Origin of the sequence: Larkinella sp. C7, from assembly GCF_006149005.1 — a bacterium.
Taxonomy (GTDB): Bacteria; Bacteroidota; Bacteroidia; order Cytophagales; family Spirosomataceae; genus Larkinella.
In genome coordinates this window covers 32,572-50,544 of sequence record NZ_VBSL01000022.1, presented here as the reverse complement: position 1 = coordinate 50,544, position 17,973 = coordinate 32,572, and the positions used below count along the sequence as shown (strand labels likewise).

Genomic DNA, 17,973 nt, shown 5'->3' with positions numbered 1-17,973 from the left:
CTTTAGAGCTGATCGTAACTTACGAGCTATAGCTAAATGGAAGATATAAAACCGCAGTTAGTCAAAGTTACCATCGACGGAATCGAAGTCGAGGTAGAACCGGGAACGACGATTTTGCAGGCGGCCCGGAAAATCGGGGGCAATGTGGCTCCACCGGCCATGTGTTACTACCAGCCCCTGAAAGGCAGTGGCGGCAAGTGCCGGGCGTGTCTGGTGCGGGTAGCGGCTGGTTCGGCGAAAGATCCGCGCCCGATGCCCAAACTCGTCGCGTCGTGCATCACACCCGTGCAGGACGGCATGATCGTTGAAAACTCGACCAACGAGCAGGTGCTGACCACCCGGAAAGCCATCGTTGAGTTTCTGCTCATTAACCACCCGCTCGATTGCCCGGTTTGTGACCAGGCCGGCGAGTGTGATTTGCAGAACTTCGCTTTCAACCACGGCATGGCAACCACCCGCTACGAGGAAGAACGCCGGACGTTTGAAAAGCAGGACATTGGTCCTTACATCCAGTTGCACATGACGCGCTGCATTTTGTGCTACCGCTGTGTATATACCGCCGATCAGATCACGCAGAAACGCGTTCACGGCGTGTTGGGCCGGGGCGATGCGTCCGAAATCAGTACGTACATCGAGAAAGCCATTGATAATGATTTCTCCGGGAATGTCATCGACGTTTGCCCGGTGGGCGCGCTGACGGATAAAACCTACCGCTTCAAAAACCGGGTCTGGTTTACCAAACCGGTCGATGCCCACCGCGATTGTCCGACCTGTTCCGGCAAAACCACGGTTTGGTACCGGGGCGACGAAGTGATCCGGGTAACGGCCCGCAAAAATGAGTGGAACGAGGTCACCGAGTTCATTTGCAACACCTGCCGTTTCGAAAAAAAGAAAACCAGCGACTGGGTCATTGAAGGGCCGACGAAAATATCGCGCAGTTCGGTGATCTCGGCCAACAAATACCGGGGCGACCTGATCAAACCGGATTTCCAGCGGAAACTGGCCGCAGCGACATACACCCACGTCGACGACGAACGGGATACCTCGCAGTTGGGCATTCAGCAATTGACGCCGGAGCGGTTTGCCCCGGTTTTGCCCCACGCCAACGACCCTGAACCTTGAAATAGAGAAAAGACACCAGAGAGGATAGACTTTTAGGTCTCTTGTCTCACGTCTCACTTCTCATGTCTTAAACATATGGAACTGACTGAACTCATTATCAAAGGCATTCTCATCGTGGTTCTCTTCGGAGTGACCTTGCTGATTGCCATGTATTCGACCTGGGCGGAGCGCAAAGTAGCCGGTTTTATTCAGGATCGTTTTGGACCCAACCGGGCGGGACCGGGCGGTATTTTTCAACCGCTGGCCGATGCCGGCAAGATGTTTTTTAAGGAAGATTTTATTCCGTCACAGGCTAACAAATGGCTTTTCATTCTGGGTCCCTGTCTGGCTATTCTGACGGCTTTGATGTCGAGCGCGGTTATTCCATTTGGCGAAAGCATCCGCTATGAAGACTTGCTGATTCCGGTTCAGGGCGTCGAAATCAACATCGGAATCCTGTATGTGTTCGGCGTCGTATCGCTGGGCGTCTATGGGTTGATGGTGGGCGGCTGGGCCTCTAACAACAAGTTTTCGTTATTGGGTGCCATTCGGGCGGCTTCGCAGAACATCAGCTACGAAATCGGTTTTGGCCTGTCCATCATTGCCATTCTGATGATGACGGGATCGCTGTCGATTCGGGCCATTGTGGAACAACAGCACGGTTTTGCCTGGAACCTCTTCAACCAGCCACTGGGATTTATTATTTTCCTGACCTGTGCGTTTGCCGAGTGTAACCGGACGCCCTTCGATTTGCCGGAATGCGAAACGGAACTGGTGGGCGGTTATCACACCGAGTACAGTTCCATGAAACTGGGTTTCTACCTGTTTGCCGAATACATCAACATGTTCGTGTCGTCGGCCATCATTGCATCGCTCTATTTTGGCGGTTACAACTATCCCGGTATGGACTGGGTCCGCGAAACCCTGACCGGTTCGCTGGGTGCCGCAACCGGCCACAACCTGGCAACGCTCGTCGGAACCATCGTGCTGTTCGGCAAGATTTTCTTCTTCATTTTCTTCTTCATGTGGGTGCGCTGGACGTTGCCGCGTTTCCGCTACGATCAGTTGATGAACCTGGGCTGGAAAACCTTCATCCCGCTTTCCATTCTGAATGTCGTCGTAACCGGTTTCGGCTTGTTATATGATGTTAAATATGCCAGTTGGGCCATTGTCATCGTGATGGTGATCATGGCGATGGTATCGTCGGCCCGCGCCCCGAAACCCGCCGTTCAACCGCAGCGAACCTGATAACGCACTGATAGTTATGCAACTAACCAATCGATCTAAAGAGGTCAGCAACAAGGAAATGACGATGGCGGAGAAGATGTATCTTCCGGCAATCGTTCAGGGACTGGCCATTACGATAAAACACTTCTTTGCCAAGAAAGTGACCATTCCGTATCCGGAAGTGAAACGGTACTTAGGGCCGGTTTTTCGCGGACACCACATTCTGAAGCGCGACGAAGAGGGGCGGGAGCGTTGTACGGCCTGTGGGTTGTGCGCCGTGGCCTGTCCGGCCGAAGCCATCTCGATGGTGGCTGCCGAGCGTAAAAAAGGCGAAGAAAACCTGTACCGGGAAGAAAAGTACGCAGCGGTTTACGAAATCAACATGCTGCGCTGCATCTTCTGCGGGTTGTGTGAAGAAGCCTGCCCGAAACAGGCGGTTTATCTGCGCCACGACAAACTGGTGCCGATTTTCACCGAACGCGACCAGGTCGTTTATGGCAAGGAGGAACTGGTCGAGAAGATGAGCGACCGGTATATTCGCACCAACCCGGATGCGCAGGCAACTCCCACCGAACCGTCGTTCTCGCGATCTGTCTCGTAAAATTGAAAAAATGAAACCTACTGAAATTTTATTTTACGCCTTAACTGCCATCACCCTCCTGAGCGCATCGTTCGTGGTGACGGCCCGAAACCCTATTCACAGCGTTCTGGCGCTGATTCTGACGTTCTTCTGTCTGTCAGGGCATTACATCCTGCTGAACGCCCAGTTTCTGGCGGCCGTCAACATCATCGTCTATGCCGGTGCCATCATGGTTTTGTTTCTGTTCGTGATCATGTTCCTGAACATGAAAACAGAGGACGAAGAAGCCAAAACCACCATCACCAAACTGGCGGCCGTGGTCGTCGGTGGCGTGTTACTCGTCGTGATGGTGGCGGTATTTCGGGCCGCTTCGATGGCTACTTACAACCCATCGACCTACAGTGCAAAAGTGGGGCTGGTGGAAAACCTCGGCCTTGTGTTATACCGCGACTATCTGCTGCCGTTCGAACTGGCGTCGGTGCTGCTGCTGGTTGCCATGGTGGGGGCCGTAATGCTGGGAAAACGCGAACCGGGCGACCGGCACTTTTAGACCGGGATTCGCTAAAAAGGTTGAACAGGTTGTACTGGAAGCAGTGCAACCTGTTTTTATTTGGATGTATTCCGGAATTACCGCGATGAGATGATTTTCCGAATCCCGAGATAACCGCCCGCCGAGTCGTAGAGCAGTCCGCCGTAATCGTTCGCAAAAGACGCGTTAATCTGGAAGTCGCCCAAACCGCCCAGACTAACCGGAGCCATCAGGCTGAACAGCGTTGACCACTGCCGGGGATTGTTGTAATAGGGTTCGTTGTAAGTCCCGATGTTGCTGCTGTACGACAATTTGCCCAGCCATTCGACCCGGCCGATGGTGCCGGAGAGGCCAAAGTGCAGCAAGCTCACCCGGTTATTGCCAATGGCTCCGTTCGGCAGACCCGCCTGAACATCGCGTCCTGGTGTCATAAACGGGCTGCCAATGGTGCGGTTTCCATAAAGCCAGCCATCGACATACTGCGAGTGATTGAAGTAATTGTCGCGTCCCCGTTTGGCGGGGTTGTTGATCAGAAACGTGGCCCCCCCCTGATGCTTGGTATACAAAAACTCGAACAAGGCTTCGTGGATCGAAACAAACGCTTTTTCGGGTCGGGTATTCCTCAGCCGGATTCCGTTCAAACCGTCGCGGATGTTGGTCAGATAAAACAAAGAGCCGTCATCGTAGATGCTCTGGCGGTACATGAAAAGATTCAACGAGCCTAGATCTGCTTCCAGCGCCAGATCAACCGTGCCCAGGTGATTGCCGACCCGGTTTTCTTCGAAACTGGGCAGGGTCGTATCGATTTTGTTCGGATTGCGGTGGGAGGTAACCACGAACCAGTAGTTTTTCAAACTGCGGGGCAGATACCCGTTGTTCGTAAAATCCGGTGAGATCTGATCCGAATAGCCCGCCCACTGCACCTGGTGGTTGATCCCGGCGTATAGTTTCAGTTTGGAACCCGGTTTTCCCATGCGTCCGTATAGCACCTTCTGATGCAGATACGTGTTGCGGACAATCCGGTTGTTGTCGAACCAGCCGTGGTTGTAGAAGGCATAAATGGCGAGAAAATTTCTGGTCAGCGGAACGGGGACGAACCCCTGGGTTCCGATCTGAATCACCGGAATGGGCAGCGCATTGCCCGACCAGGCAAACGAGCCGGAGGTCAGCGTCGTATCCATCAGACCAACGACGTTCCGACGGCGACCGGCATAGAACTCGATGCGCCCGTAACGCGCTTTAACGTAGGCTTCCGGGAGCAGAATCTTCGTGTTACCGGCTACATTCGCCACCAGATCGACGCCGTAGCCCCAGTCGAATTTTTTCTGGCGAATAGTGCCGCTGTCGATAACCGGTTTTCCGTAATCGGACGAAATGCCGAGCCGGAAGGTAGCCGCGGGCGTGGTCGTGGGAACGATACCGAATTGGTTGGCCCGCAACCAGAACGGTGTGCGGTCACCCGAAGAGAGATAAGCGCCTGCCTGCAGATCATACCGCGTGGTCTTTGGGAAATAAGCCCGCTGACCCAAAACCGGATACAAGCAGCAGCAGGACAGGAGAAACACCAGCCCGGCTTTTACGTTCATAGATATAATAAGTGACCTCTACACGTTTACTTTCCTCTGCCCTGCACCATGACGCGGACAGTTTGGACAATGAGCCACACGTCGGTCGAGAGAGAAACATTTTGCAGATATTCAAGGTCGTACCACAGTCGCTGCACCATCTGCTCAACATTTTCGGCATAGCCGAATTTGATTTGTCCGATGGAGGTAATACCGGGTTTGACCATCAGCAAATACTTGTATTCCGGCGATTTCTCGACGATTTGATTAATAAAATACTGCCGCTCCGGGCGAGGCCCAACCACCGACATATCCCCTTTCAATACATTGTAAAACTGGGGGAATTCGTCGAGACGCGTTTTTCGCATAAACTGTCCCCAGGGGGTTATGCGGTTGTCGTTGTCGCCCGATGAAAGGGCGGGTCCGCCCCGTTCAGCATCGGGATACATGCTGCGAAATTTGTAAATCCGGAACGGTTTGCCCCACTTCCCAATCCGCTCCTGCGAATAAAAAGCGGGACCTTTCGAACTGAATTTGGTAATGAGTGCAATAATAAGGAAAAATGGCGCGCCAGCCGCGAGCACACTCGCCGAGAAGGCGATGTCGAAAGCCCGTTTGAATACGTTCACCTGTAAATCGTCCAGATAATGGGTCGACAGACTAATCACCGGCTGCACGTCGTGGTATTCGACCGTTACGCCTTTCGTGAGGAACCCTTTGAAGTCGACAATCAGCTTCACCTGGTAGCTGGCTTCCTCCGAAAAGTTCATAATATCACGTAACTGATCGGTTTCGATGTAGGGTAAACAGCAATAAACGCAGTCGATTTCGTTGCGGGTAATGAATTCTTTCAGATAACTATAATCCCCCCGGAGGGCGGTGGCATTATCGGCGTTCATTTTATCGAAATACCCGTAAAATTTGAACCCAATTTCCGGATACATCTGGTAGAACGTCTGAATGCTCCGGGAAAGCGGCCCGTAGCCAACCACCACAAACCGCCGGGTGTTGTAGCCCATCGCGCGGTAGACTTTCAGCAGAATAAGCACCACCGAGCGCCAGAGCGAACCGGCACACAGGAACAGGACATACGTCAGGGCCAGTTGCTCGCGGGAGTAATCGAAACCGCCCTTCGTAAATACCCAGAAAACCGATACCATGGCAATGTGAAGCCCGATCAGTTTGGCAAGACCTACCAGCAGATTCTGGATCGTAAACGTCAACCGGGAAAAGTTATAGGGCTTATTGAGCAATAAAATCAGAAACCAGGCTGCGTTGATAAACCAGAACAGGCTAACGTAGGGGGCATCGAAGAGAGACGCTGTGGAACCAAATTTAAGCCGGTAGGCAAGGGCAAAACAGATATCCAGAGAGATGATATCCATCGTTGCACTAAAGGGTCGCAGTAAAAAAGAAAACCGGTGTTTCATAAGCAATTCGTTTGGAACAGCCGCTGCACATGCAGATTATCATACTGCCAGACCGCTCCCTCGCCTGAATTCGTGACAAATGAAAGACACTTAGTATAAACAGAGAGTTTAAACACTAACTCTTTATTAACTCCAAGTTCATGTTATTTGTACGATTTTCGGCAAAAATTTATTGAAAAATGCGCTATTATTTATCCTAAGGACCCGTTGTTTTATTTATTCTTGCGATTATTCTATTTAATAATCAGATCGTTAAAGGCTACTGATCCGCCGAAAACCATTCGGTCGTTTTGCGGGTCACATAACGATCAAATTCCTGACGAAAGGTTTCCCGGCTAAACCGTTGCGCGTGCTGGTGAATGGCAACCGGATCGAACTGGTCGGCGCTTCGTTCAAACCGCTGCACACATTCGGTGAGTGAATCGACCTGTTGCCGGTCGAAAAACAGACCGGTTTTCTGATCCACCACCGACTCCAGTACGCCCCCTTTTCCGTAGGCCAGCACCGGCGTTCCACAAGCCTGGGCTTCCACGGGCGTAATCCCGAAATCTTCTTCGGCAGCAAACAGGAATGCTTTCGCTTTCTGCATATACGAAATCAGCACGGCGTCGGATTGATAGCCGACCAACTCAATGTTGGGCGTTGCCAGCCGTTTAATTTTTTCAAAGTCCGGGCCGTCGCCCACCACCACCAGGCGTTTGTCGGGCATGGTTGAAAATGCTTCTACAATCAAATTTATTTTTTTGTAGGGAACCATCCGCGAAGCCGTCAGGTAATAGTTTTCTTTCCGCGCACAGAGCGAAAATTTCCCGGTATCGACGGGCGGATAGATCACATCGGCATCGCGACCGTACACTTTCCGGATTCGGCGGGCAATATAGCGGGAGTTGGCGACAAAATAATCAACCCGTTGGGCCGATTGATAATCCCAGAGCCGAATGTAGTGCAAAATTAGTTTGGCCAGGGCCCCACTCACCCCGGTTTTGAGGCCGCTTTCGTTCAGGTATTGGTGGTACAAGTCCCAGGCATACCGCATGGGCGAGTGGCAATAGCAGATGTGAAGCTGGTTGGGGCCGGTCAACACGCCCTTCGCCACGGCATGGCTGCTCGACACCACCACGTCGTAGGCACTCAGATCGAACTGCTCGACGGCCAGCGGCATGAAGGGCAGGTAGGTCCGGTATTTTTTTTTCGCCCACGGCAGTTTCTGAATAAAACTCGTCGTAGCGGTTTTATTCAGAATCAGGGGCCGTTGCGAGTCGGGCAGAAAGTCGACCAGGGTAAACAGATCACTTTGCGGATAAAGCTGCAGGATTTGTTCGACCACGCTTTCGGAACCGGCAAACGTAACCAGCCATTCGTGAACCAGGGCGACTTTTTTATCAAGCATGATTTTGTTTTGTGATAAAAGAAATGAGACAAGAGATGAAAGGCTCCCGGAAACGAATCTCTTGTCTTTTCTCTAGCGTCTCTTGTCTACTTCCATAATGATTCCGGCCAGTTTTTCCGCGGATTGTTGCCAACTGAACCGTTCGACCCGCCCGCGCCCTTTCTCCACCAGCGTTTTGCGGAGCGATTCATCGCGGTACAGCTTCGTCAGCCCGTCGCGGATGCTGCCAATGTCGTAGGGATCGACGTATACGCTGGCGTCGCCACAGACTTCGGGCAGGCTCGTGGTGTCGGACACCAGCGTGGGGCAGCCACACGACATGGCTTCGAGTGGTGGAATGCCAAAGCCTTCAAAAAAAGACGGGTAGGCAAAAAACAAGGCGTGCTGATACAGATTGACCAGTTGCGCATCGCTGAGGTAACCCGTAAAAATAATGGACGGATCGTTCTGAATCATTTCTTTCAGCCCGTTATCGGCGAATACTTTGTGGGCCGCTCCGACAATCACCAGCTTCGTATCCGAAAATTTAGCTTCCTGAAACGCCCGAATCAGCCCTTTGAAGTTCTTGCGCGGGTCGAGCGACGAAACCGCCAGAATGTATTTTCCGTACGGATTTTCGCCTTTCACCGCAGGCGGATGCAGGAAAATATCCGAAATGCTGGGGTAAATAATGTCCAGTGACGAACGGGGAACCTGATAAAATTGATTCAGATCATTCAGAGAGTATTCGCTGATCGTCAGAACCTTGTGGGCTGACTTGACAATGCGGGGAACGGTAAAATTATAGAGTAGCGAGAATTTTTTCGAAAACCATTCCGGGTGACGATGAAAGGACAAATCCAGAACCGTGACAATCTTGTTGTCGTAAACGATGGGGGCAGTATTGCAGAGGTTCAGCAACAGCGGACTGCCCTGACTCTTGAGGTAGAGCGGCATTTCGATCTGCTCCCACAGATACCCTTTGCTGCGGCCGTAAACCGTAGCGCCTAAATCCTTCGCAATGTCTTCCTGGAGTATGTTATAAGGCGTTAAAAACGTAATGTCCGGCAGCAGATTCTTCAATCGCATTCCGAGTTCAATGCCAACCCGTTGCGTTCCTGTAACGGGCTGTGTGAGAAACCGGGCGTTGACAACAACTGATTTATGGTTCATAGAAGGCGTAAATGATCGGTCGTAAAATTAGATTGGGCTTTCCATACTACTAGTACTAACCACAGAGTTTCTCTTTTTAGTATCGAAATTTCGTTTCAGCATGTATAAACACAACGCAATCACCAGCGGCAGCGCGTTGGAGGGCGAGGTAATGCGGTGTTCGGTAAAGCTCATGACCGACAGGTTGAAATACGAAACCAGCAGAAACTTTTGCACGATGCTGTCTGCGCCTTTTTTCAGATACCGGTAAAGCGCGTGCCAGAACAGCAGGAAGATCGCCAGCCCGACCAGGCCCTGTTCCCCCAGAATGTGCAGATACGAGTGGTGAGCGTGCGCATCGTTGAAGGCCTTTTTAGGTTGGTCGTTAAGACTGACTACATACGGAAGACCCTTGTACCGCAACGGGACGTCGTTGACGGAACCAAAACCGGTTCCGATCAGGGGCGAATGCAGAAAGCAGTCGACGGCGCGGGGCCAGGTTTCGACGGCGCGGATGGCGATGTTGGCCGATTTGGTGCTGACTTCGCCGAACAGGGGCGAAATGTAGGTGCTGGCACCCGCTTCGCTCAGGTCGGCGTCGCGGACATACATCGTATAAAGCGGATAGGTATACGTCAAAACCGCACACTGGACGGCGACAATGGCGAAAAGCGCCAGCCGGATCAGGTAAGCCCGGTTGGTGCGGTCAAAAAAGTAAAAGGCAAAACCGGCAATCAAGCCCAGCAGCGAACCGCGTGACGTCGTGGCGATCAGAAAGACGAAGTTGATGAAGATCATCAGCAGCCATTTTCGCTTGCGTTCCTGCAAAAACAGCACGATGTTGAGCGACAGCACGATGCTGATGAAACCGCCCGCGCCGTTGGTGCTTTTGAAAAAACCGTGGAAGTAGGTTTCCGGATTGCCCCAGTCGGTGATGGCGGCAAAATTGGTGAGCACCAGATTCAGCCCGAACGCCACGCCGTTGACCAGGGTCGCAAAGATCAGAAACCGCTTGAAAAGGGAATCGACGGCGACATTGTACGAAAAAAAGGCGATCAGCAGCAGCGGCAGATACGATATGATGAAGTTCCCATCGTACCGGTAGAAACCGAAAGCGAGCAGCGACGGCGGATGGTAGATCAAAATGCCCGCCAGCGAAAACAAAAAATAGATGTACAGGTAATAAATGAACCGGGGAATGACGAAAACCGAATGCCTGAAAAACAGATAGGGCAAAACCGCCAGCGCCAGAATCGACGGCAACGGACTGATGAAAATCAGGTTAGTGACGGTTCCAAACAGGCCGATCAGCAGGGCGATATAGAACAGCGTCCTGATCCTCATGGGGTTCGGCTGGTGAGCCGTTTGGTGAATACTTTCAGTTTGTCTTTATAGAGCCAGGTCAGGTATTGACGGCGGCTCAGCAGGCCTTTTTCGTACCAGAGGTGCAGGTTTTCCCAAACCGCTTCGGCCCGGTGCGACGCTCCGCCCTGCCGGAAGTTACTAAGAACAGCGTTGAGGGGAATAAACGGGCGCTGGTTCGCGGCCAAACGCAGCATCAGTTCATAATCGCTCACATAGCGGTATTGCTCGCTAAACAACCCGTCGGTTTGGTAAAATGCAGCCGGCACAAAGCAGGTGGGATGTTCGATGTTGCCTTTGGGAAGCTGGCTGGCGTGCGTTTGGATCAGAAAGGCTTCCTGCTCGCCCAGGAACGTCCGCTGAATGCCGTGGTAAACGGCGGGGCCAAACTGTTGGTAAGCCTGCACGACCCGTTCAACGGCGTCGGTTTCATACCAGTCATCGCTGTTGATGATGCCGATCAGTTCGCCGGTGGCCCACCGGATGCCTTTGTTCATGGCGTTATAAATACCGCTGTCGGGTTCGGACACATACTTGATTCGGTCCGGAAACTGCCGGGCATACGGCTCGATGATCGCTACCGTCCGGTCGGTCGATTTTCCGTCGATCAAAATGTATTCAATGGGTGCATAGGTTTGATTGACAACCGATTGAATGGTTTGTTCGATGTGTTTTTGGCTATTGTAACAAACCGTAATAACGGAAACCAATGGCGGCATAGACAACTCCGGTGAAGGACGTGAAGGAAAGAAACACGCCCGTAAAGTTATTTAAAACGGTTCTACCGACTGGGTTCGGGTGTTGAAAACCGGCAACCCGCGAATCACGGCGATGCGCTCGTCACCCGTCGCATAGGTCAGATTACCGTCCGGGTCACGCCCTTCGCGAAACTTGGAATACACGTAACCCTCAGCGGCTGTGAGCGGTTTTAAAGACCCCAGTTGCGTACTTTTTACAAAATAGGCATTCACCCCGGTGCTGTTGCACCCCACAAACGCATAGCCCTTCTCGGTGGCCAGATCGCAAAGGGCAGCCAACGATGCTCCGAAATACAGGTAGCTAAAATGAGCCTTACTGCGTACAAAATCCGGTTGGTAAGGAACCGTAATGGCCCTTTCGGGACCAAAAAGGCTATTGTATTCCACCACAACAATGTCCGCATCCACCGCGTCGATGGCTTTCCAGACCCAGTAGTCATTGCCGTCGATGTCGATACTGAGCAGGCCCAAAGGTCCTTTAAAACCCGCGTCGGTTAGCAAAGAATTGATATTTTCGGCGGTGATAAAAGCCTGGTTGGCAATGAGATGGTGTTGCCAGAAAAAGGGATCAGACCGAATGTAGGCTATATTTTGGTCGCTACCGTCTAAAACCAGCCCGCTCCAGTTGTTATTGATCAACAAAAAGCGGGTATTCGATTCCACGTAGGTTTCCACGCCAAATTCTACAAAGCTGTGGGAACGGATGGAAGCCGCTTTGATCAGGTACTGGATGATGCCATCGTCTCCGTATTGGGAGAATACTTTAAATTCAGCATCCTGAATGGAATTGATTTCCCGGCTCTGCATCGAAAGGAGTTTTCCCATCAGGACGCGGTTTTCGTATACTTCGTGTCGCGTTTCCCGAAGCATCGCCGAAAAAAACTGAAATTTCTTTAGTATTTTCCCAAGGATCATAGCAGAGCGTAAGGTAGAAGCCGCTTCAAAAGAGAAGACTCCACGACCGGGGTCCTTCTTTTTACCGGTGTATAGTTCATTCAATCGAAGCCGCAAAGATAGGGAATTGCGGTTTGACTACCGGGCGGATCGGTCCGGACTCCTCTCGAAAGGGAAAAATATTATTGTAGAGACTGGTATAAATCAAGCGTTTCCCGAACGGTTCGGTCCCACGAGAACTGTTGCAACTGGAGATTTCCCTGCCGGGCGAGTTCAAGCCTTAAAGCCGGATTATTCAGGAAAAGTCCGATGGCGTGGTGGATGGAATCCCGGTTCTCGGGGTCGAAATAGAGCGCGGCTTCACCCGCCACTTCGGGGAGTGAGCTTCGGTTGCTGAGCAGGCAGGGGCATCCACAGGCAAACGCTTCCAGCACCGGAATGCCGAATCCTTCGTAGAGTGAAGGAAACACAAAACCCAGGGCCTGGCGGTATAACCGGCGCAGCGAAGCATCATCAATGGGTTGCTGTTCAACCAGGTCATGAAGGTTCAATTGCCGGATGACGGCTTCTTCTTCGGGAGAAAAAGGGCCGCCACCGGCACACATGACCCGGATTTGATGGGCGAGAAGCAAGGGCGCAACGGCCTGAATAAAGGGCAGGAAGTTCTTATACATACCCCGGTTTCCAACAAAGAGCAGATACGGCACTTCTGACACGGGTTCAGACTGGGTTTCATCCACAGAAACCGACGAACCGTGGTGAATGACCCGAACGCGTTCGGGTGGAATGTCATAATACGCCAGCAAGTCGCGTTTGGTATTTTCTGAAATGGCAATAATTGCCGTCGCATGATAAATAATTTCCTTCTTCCAAGTCATAACCTGATGATCGGCGGCCAATTCAGGAAAAACTGTGTGATATTTTTCGTGAATCAGGTCATGGACAGTAATGACAACCGGCCGCTTGCGGATGAATTTTAAGAAGTAAGGTTCGTAATAGGTGGCATGAAAAATGTCGTACGACCGGGTTCTCATTTCTACCTGATTGAATGCTTTGTTAATTTGGTAGAGGTAAGGCTGGGTTCTGGCAAAAGGCTGGCTAGGGAAAAAAGGCAGGGTGGGGAGACCTTTTTCTTTCAAATAAACATTGTTGGAAACCAATAATGACAAATGAGCCTGATGTTTGTTTCGGAATTGGTTGATGCCGGCAATCAATTCGCAGAAATACCGGGAAATGCCGCCGTAATTTTGCTGGGAAAAGGTTTGATGATCAAAGAAAATCTTCATGCAGGGATACTTTCAGGGAAGCAGGTGCTTCTTGAAAGTGGTTTTCATGTTTGTTAACCCGGTTCGCTTTTTAATATCCTCCACCCGCTGTTTGATGCGGGTTAGTTTCCGAAAATAGTGATGCAGCGAGTAGTCGGTGGCCTGACGGTTCTCAATGATAAACCGGGGATGAATGATTTCGTTTAGCGGGTAGACCGGTTTATTCGCAAACGTCTCATTGTTGACTTTGGTATGCGTAGCCTCTCCGCCAAAACCGATATTGGAAATAAGATTCTGATTGGGGTTGATACACATTCCATTATGAGTCCAGATGGCGTAACACCACTGGAAATCCCAGGTGTTGATCAGGCCATTGTAGGTGCCATCGAAGGAATCGTTCCAAAATTCCTGAACCTGGGGATCGGTGAAAATATCAGAGATGAGCTTTTGGCTTCTAAACTCCGGATAAGTCGACATCGTAACATCGTACTTTTCCCAGGCCCGACGCCAGCTTGCCCACCCCCAGACATGGCAAATTTTGGAATAAAAATAGGAGCCATCCCCATGCCATTGGCCATTCTGGAGGTTGGTTCCCCCAATGTGCATAATAGCGGTATTATTCAGGTGGTACCAGAGATTTTCGCGGCAAAAGGTAAAAAAGGTTGGATCGGGCAGACAATCATCCTCCAAAATAATGCCCATTTCTACCTGCCGGAAAAACCAGGTGATGGCCGTACTCACGGCGTGTTTGCAGCCTAGATTCTGTTCCTGCACCAATTGTTGAACCTGACAGGGCCAGTCGATTTCGTCCAGCAGGGCCTGGCATTGGGCCACTTGTTCTGCATCGGTGGGGTGGTCGGGGCGTGGTCCATCGATCGATACAAACAGTTCGCGGGGTTGAATTTCGCGAATACGTTCAAAAACCCGTCGGGCGTGATAAGGCCGGTTAAACAAAATAAAGAGAACTGGAATATCAAATTGAAGGGGCGCGTCGAACAGAGAGGCCTGAAGCGTTGTCACTGTATTTTGTTTATTTTGACGATATAAGGTACAAAATAAACGATAAACTGATCAAAAAGGTTATCGAGCGGCAATTTCTGAACAAGCCGTAAATTTCCCCAACCGTGATCAGCATTGACCCGGGCAAAAAGTGTAGAATTTCGCGCAATACAGCAACGGTATTTGGGTCTACTGTTTCAGACCAAGCCGTCTTTTCAGGCCTTCGGCTTTCAGGGTTACCCAGGTTGGTTTCTTAAAATATTGGTTATTTGAATATTCCGTTGCCGGAAGATTTTCAATCAGGAAACTGGGATGACGGATCTCGTTCAACGGTTCCAGAGGCACGTTTGCCAGTGAGCCACCGTCGTCCAGTGTATGGGTGGCGGCAGTACCAAACCCGATGTTGGAAACCAGATTCTGGTTGGGTGAAATGCAGAGGCCATTGTTGATCCAGATGGAATAACACCAGGGATAGGCCCAGCTGTTGATCTGACCCGCATGGACTCCGTCGAACGCTTCCGTCCAGTACGCCTGAACCTTGGGATCGGAAAAAAGGTCGGCGATGCGGTTTTGCTTGCGAAATCCCGGATAGGTCGACATGCTTCCGTCGTATTTTTCCCAGGCCCGTCGCCAACTCGCCCACCCCCAGACATGGCAAATTTTGGAATAAAAATAGGAACCATCCCCATGCCATTGGCCATTCTGGAGGTTGGTTCCCCCGATGTGCAGAATCGTGGCATTGTTGCGGTGGTAATGCAGGTTTTCGCGGCAAAAGGTAAAAAAACTGGGGTCGGGCAGGCAGTCATCTTCCAGAATGATCCCCATTTCCACCTGCTGAAAAAACCAGCTAATCGCGGTGCTAACGGCTTTTTTACAACCTAAATTCTGATCCTGGATGAGCCGGTGTACCGAGCAGGGCCAGTCAATGTTGTCTACCAAAGCCAGGCATTCGGCAACCCGCTCCGCATCCGTGGGGTGGTTGGGGCGGGGGCCGTCGATGGAAATAAACAATTCCCGGGGTTGAACCTGACGAATGCGTTCGAGTACCTGACGGGCCAGGTCGGGGCGATTAAACAGGAGGAACAGGATGGGAACGTCTAACGGCATCTTTTCGCTACATTTAAGGTGGTTATTGGAGGGGAGCGATGCTTTTCCCCCTAAAAACAACGCCAAGGGTAAAGGATTCGGTATGGAATTGGGGTATTTTTGGCAAAATGAATTCAGGGTCATCCGTAGAATCCATACTTCTGAAGACAGCATCTGGCGAAAAAACGTTGTCAGGGCTGACTTGAAAACCGCTTTTTGCGTACTGCATGGGCCGGAAGAACGGGCAGGCTTACCGGGAGCGCTGTAAAAAATCCTTCAGGAAAGTTAGCTTTACCACATCGACGAGTGCCGCAGACTGAGCGAAAAAAACCGGGCGGGCTTCCTTGATGAAATAGTTCATGAAGTAGGCCGACATCATCTGGGCGAGTAGGGTGGCAATGGAGGTGCCGATGGCACCATAGTGAGGAATCAGAATCAGATTTAACAGAATATTCACCGTCGCTCCGGCGATGGTCTTCAACAGCAGTAGGCGCTGTCGATCGTGCAGAATGAACCAATAGCTGCTGCCAACGCCAATAAAGACAAATACGGCCGACCAGATGTGAATAACCAGGATGTTGTCTACACCGGTATACTGCTGCCCATAGAGCAGGTCAACGAGAAAAGAGGACGAAAAGGTAATAAAGACAGCGATCAGGATGCTGATGGAAGCCAACAGGCTCAGAAGTTTTCGAAAAGCGCGCTGAAAGGCTTCCTCATTTTGGGTTTTCAGGGCAACAATGGTTGGGTAAAACGAGGAGGTGATGGCCGTAGCGATAAAATACCATACTTCCGACAAACGCAGGGCGGCACTAAACTTGCCTAATTCCAGGTCTGTAGCCAGTTCTTTCAGCATGAACTGGTCGGAACGCATGTAAACAAAAATGAAGAACTCCGAGATCATGAGCGGCCAGGATAACCGGAGCAACCGGATCGCCAGCACCCGGTTGAACCGCCATTGCAAAATATGCTGCCCTTCTTCCCGGTTATAAATGAAAATCAGAATCAGGGCCGAGAGGGTGGCTTCCACGAAGACGACCGAAGAAAACGCCAGTAAACTGAAGTCATTGGCCAGAAAATAAACCCGCAGCAGCGTCGACAAGGCAAAGGCAACGGATTTGGCAACAACCGACAGCCGGGATTTGACGCGCGACTGGAAATGCAGATCGATGACGTCTACGCTCTGGCAAACCAGCACCGAACTGGTGAACAGAACCATGGCCTGCAAAACCGGCTGATCGCTGTAGAGAAGGCGAATGGTAACCGCAATCACAAACAGGGAAACCGACCCGGCGATGAGCCGGAGAATGAAAGCCGTGCCGAGCAGTTGATTTTCGGCATATTCGCCTTTTCGTACAATTTCCGTAATCAGGATGTTCGCCAAACCCAGCCCCGCCAGCGACATCAGCACCGTTGGAAAAACATTGGCAAAGTTGAGCAGACCAAACTGGGAAGGCCCCAGATACCGCGCCGACCAAACGCCGACCAGCAAAGCGGTAGCCATCCGAAAAATGCGGTCGAAGAAAACCCAGCCGGCATTGGCAAACGCTTTGCGGGCAGTTGCACTCAGCTTTTGGGGGCTTAGTTCGATCATACCGGTTTGACAATCAGGAGACGGTCGGATGAAGGACACCGGTGAGTTGGGCTTCAACCATCAACCGGGCCACGTCCTCCATCTTGTGTTGGGCCTTCCAGCCGAAGTGCCAGAACGCTTTGGCGGGGTTCGCATTGCCTTCGGCCAGGTCGGTGGGGCGGAAAAACGAGGAGTCGATCTGAACGTGCTCTTCCCAATCCAGATTCACCTGTTCGAAAACGATTCGGATGAAATCTTTCAGTTTCCGGGTGTGTCCGGTCGCAATCACGTAGTCGTCGGGCTGGGGTTGTTGCAGCATCATCCACATGGCTTCCACATAATCGGGTGCCCAGCCCCAGTCGCGGGCAATGTCGATGTTTCCCAGCGTCAGTTTTTCGTTGCTGCCCTGCGCAATCCGGCAGGCGGCTGCCACGATTTTCCGGGTGACAAACCGTTCGGGGCGCAGGGGCGACTCGTGATTGAACAGAATCCCGGTGCTGGCATAGAGTTGGTAGGCTTCGCGGTAATTGGCGACCTGCCAGAAAGCCGCGGCTTTGGCCACGCCGTAGGGGCTGCGCGGGCGGAAAGGCGTCTCTTCGTCGGCTGCCAGGCGGCCCGTATCGCCGAACGACTCGCTCGATCCGGCATTGTATAACCGAATCGGGAGTTCACTAAACCGGATGGCTTCCAGCAAATTCAGCGTGCCGATGCTGATGCTTTCGAGGGTTTCGACGGGTTGTTCGAAGGATAGACCCACCGAACTTTGCCCGGCCAGGTTATAAACTTCGTCGGGCCGGACTTTCAGCAACGTCTGCAAAACGCTGCGGAAGTCATTGATATTGATTGACACCACCGACACCTGCGACCGGATGTTGAGCCGGATCAGGTTGTTGAACGACGACATCTGGGCATCACGTGAACCGCCGTAAACCTCATATCCTTTGGTCAGCAGCAAATGCGCCAGATAGGCTCCATCCTGCCCTGAAACCCCACAAATCAATGCTTTTTTCATACGAATATTCAGTTTGCGGGTTACGGTTTTCCGTTTACGGTTGCCGATGCATACGACTACAGGACGCGTTT

At 51.6% G+C, this 17,973-nt stretch carries 16 protein-coding genes; 4 read left to right on the top strand and 12 right to left on the bottom strand.

Annotation, left to right across the window (positions count from 1 at the left end):
* The first annotated feature begins 36 nt into the window (after positions 1-36).
* The 4 genes from FH871_RS29475 (at position 37) to FH871_RS29460 (ending at position 3,458) form a co-directional block, all read left to right on the top strand.
* Complete coding sequence (locus tag FH871_RS29475; RefSeq protein WP_138994944.1) at positions 37-1,122, top strand: 2Fe-2S iron-sulfur cluster-binding protein; 1,086 nt, start codon at positions 37-39, stop codon at positions 1,120-1,122.
* A 75-nt stretch (positions 1,123-1,197) separates the two neighbouring features.
* Complete coding sequence (nuoH, locus tag FH871_RS29470) at positions 1,198-2,349, top strand: NADH-quinone oxidoreductase subunit NuoH (protein ID WP_114404302.1); 1,152 nt, start codon at positions 1,198-1,200, stop codon at positions 2,347-2,349.
* Positions 2,350-2,365: 16 nt separating this feature from the next.
* Entirely contained in the window at positions 2,366-2,929 is a 564-nt protein-coding gene (locus FH871_RS29465) for an NADH-quinone oxidoreductase subunit I (RefSeq protein ID WP_114404301.1), read from the top strand.
* A 10-nt stretch (positions 2,930-2,939) separates the two neighbouring features.
* Complete coding sequence (locus FH871_RS29460; RefSeq protein WP_138994943.1) at positions 2,940-3,458, top strand: NADH-quinone oxidoreductase subunit J; 519 nt, start codon at positions 2,940-2,942, stop codon at positions 3,456-3,458.
* Between the two features lie 77 nt (positions 3,459-3,535).
* Here the strand turns inward: FH871_RS29460 and FH871_RS29455 are convergent, their stop codons facing one another.
* The 12 genes from FH871_RS29455 to FH871_RS29400 form a co-directional block, all read right to left on the bottom strand.
* Positions 3,536-5,023 (bottom strand): capsule assembly Wzi family protein, encoded by a 1,488-nt coding sequence (locus FH871_RS29455; RefSeq protein WP_138994942.1) that lies wholly within the window; start codon positions 5,021-5,023, stop codon positions 3,536-3,538.
* A gap of 26 nt (positions 5,024-5,049) precedes the next feature.
* Positions 5,050-6,387, bottom strand: a complete 1,338-nt coding sequence (locus FH871_RS29450) for an exopolysaccharide biosynthesis polyprenyl glycosylphosphotransferase (RefSeq protein WP_229317702.1) — start codon at positions 6,385-6,387, stop codon at positions 5,050-5,052.
* Between the two features lie 304 nt (positions 6,388-6,691).
* Complete coding sequence (locus tag FH871_RS29445; RefSeq protein WP_138994940.1) at positions 6,692-7,822, bottom strand: glycosyltransferase family 4 protein; 1,131 nt, start codon at positions 7,820-7,822, stop codon at positions 6,692-6,694.
* A gap of 72 nt (positions 7,823-7,894) precedes the next feature.
* The gene (locus tag FH871_RS29440; RefSeq protein WP_138994939.1) at positions 7,895-8,974 is read right to left on the bottom strand and encodes a glycosyltransferase family 1 protein; all 1,080 of its coding nucleotides are present in this window, start codon (positions 8,972-8,974) and stop codon (positions 7,895-7,897) included.
* 27 nt (positions 8,975-9,001) lie between these two features.
* A complete protein-coding gene (locus tag FH871_RS29435; RefSeq protein ID WP_138994938.1) occupies positions 9,002-10,297 on the bottom strand; it encodes an O-antigen ligase in 1,296 nt (431 codons plus the stop codon).
* A complete protein-coding gene (locus FH871_RS29430; protein ID WP_138994937.1) occupies positions 10,294-11,034 on the bottom strand; it encodes a glycosyltransferase family 2 protein in 741 nt (246 codons plus the stop codon). The genes FH871_RS29435 and FH871_RS29430 overlap by 4 nt, the downstream gene beginning before the upstream one ends.
* 51 nt (positions 11,035-11,085) lie before the next feature.
* The gene (locus FH871_RS29425; RefSeq protein ID WP_212768284.1) at positions 11,086-11,943 is read right to left on the bottom strand and encodes a hypothetical protein; all 858 of its coding nucleotides are present in this window, start codon (positions 11,941-11,943) and stop codon (positions 11,086-11,088) included.
* 206 nt (positions 11,944-12,149) lie between these two features.
* Complete coding sequence (locus FH871_RS29420; RefSeq protein ID WP_138994935.1) at positions 12,150-13,253, bottom strand: glycosyltransferase family 1 protein; 1,104 nt, start codon at positions 13,251-13,253, stop codon at positions 12,150-12,152.
* A gap of 12 nt (positions 13,254-13,265) precedes the next feature.
* On the bottom strand, positions 13,266-14,252 hold the full coding sequence (locus tag FH871_RS29415) for a hypothetical protein (RefSeq protein ID WP_138994934.1): 987 nt from the start codon (positions 14,250-14,252) through the stop codon (positions 13,266-13,268).
* Between the two features lie 168 nt (positions 14,253-14,420).
* A complete protein-coding gene (locus FH871_RS29410; RefSeq protein ID WP_138994933.1) occupies positions 14,421-15,338 on the bottom strand; it encodes a hypothetical protein in 918 nt (305 codons plus the stop codon).
* 229 nt (positions 15,339-15,567) lie between these two features.
* Positions 15,568-16,911: a flippase gene (locus FH871_RS29405; protein ID WP_138994932.1), complete on the bottom strand. Its 1,344-nt coding sequence runs from the start codon at positions 16,909-16,911 to the stop codon at positions 15,568-15,570.
* Positions 16,912-16,924: 13 nt separating this feature from the next.
* Positions 16,925-17,902 (bottom strand): GDP-mannose 4,6-dehydratase, encoded by a 978-nt coding sequence (locus tag FH871_RS29400; RefSeq protein ID WP_138994931.1) that lies wholly within the window; start codon positions 17,900-17,902, stop codon positions 16,925-16,927.
* Between the last annotated feature and the right edge of the window lie 71 nt (positions 17,903-17,973).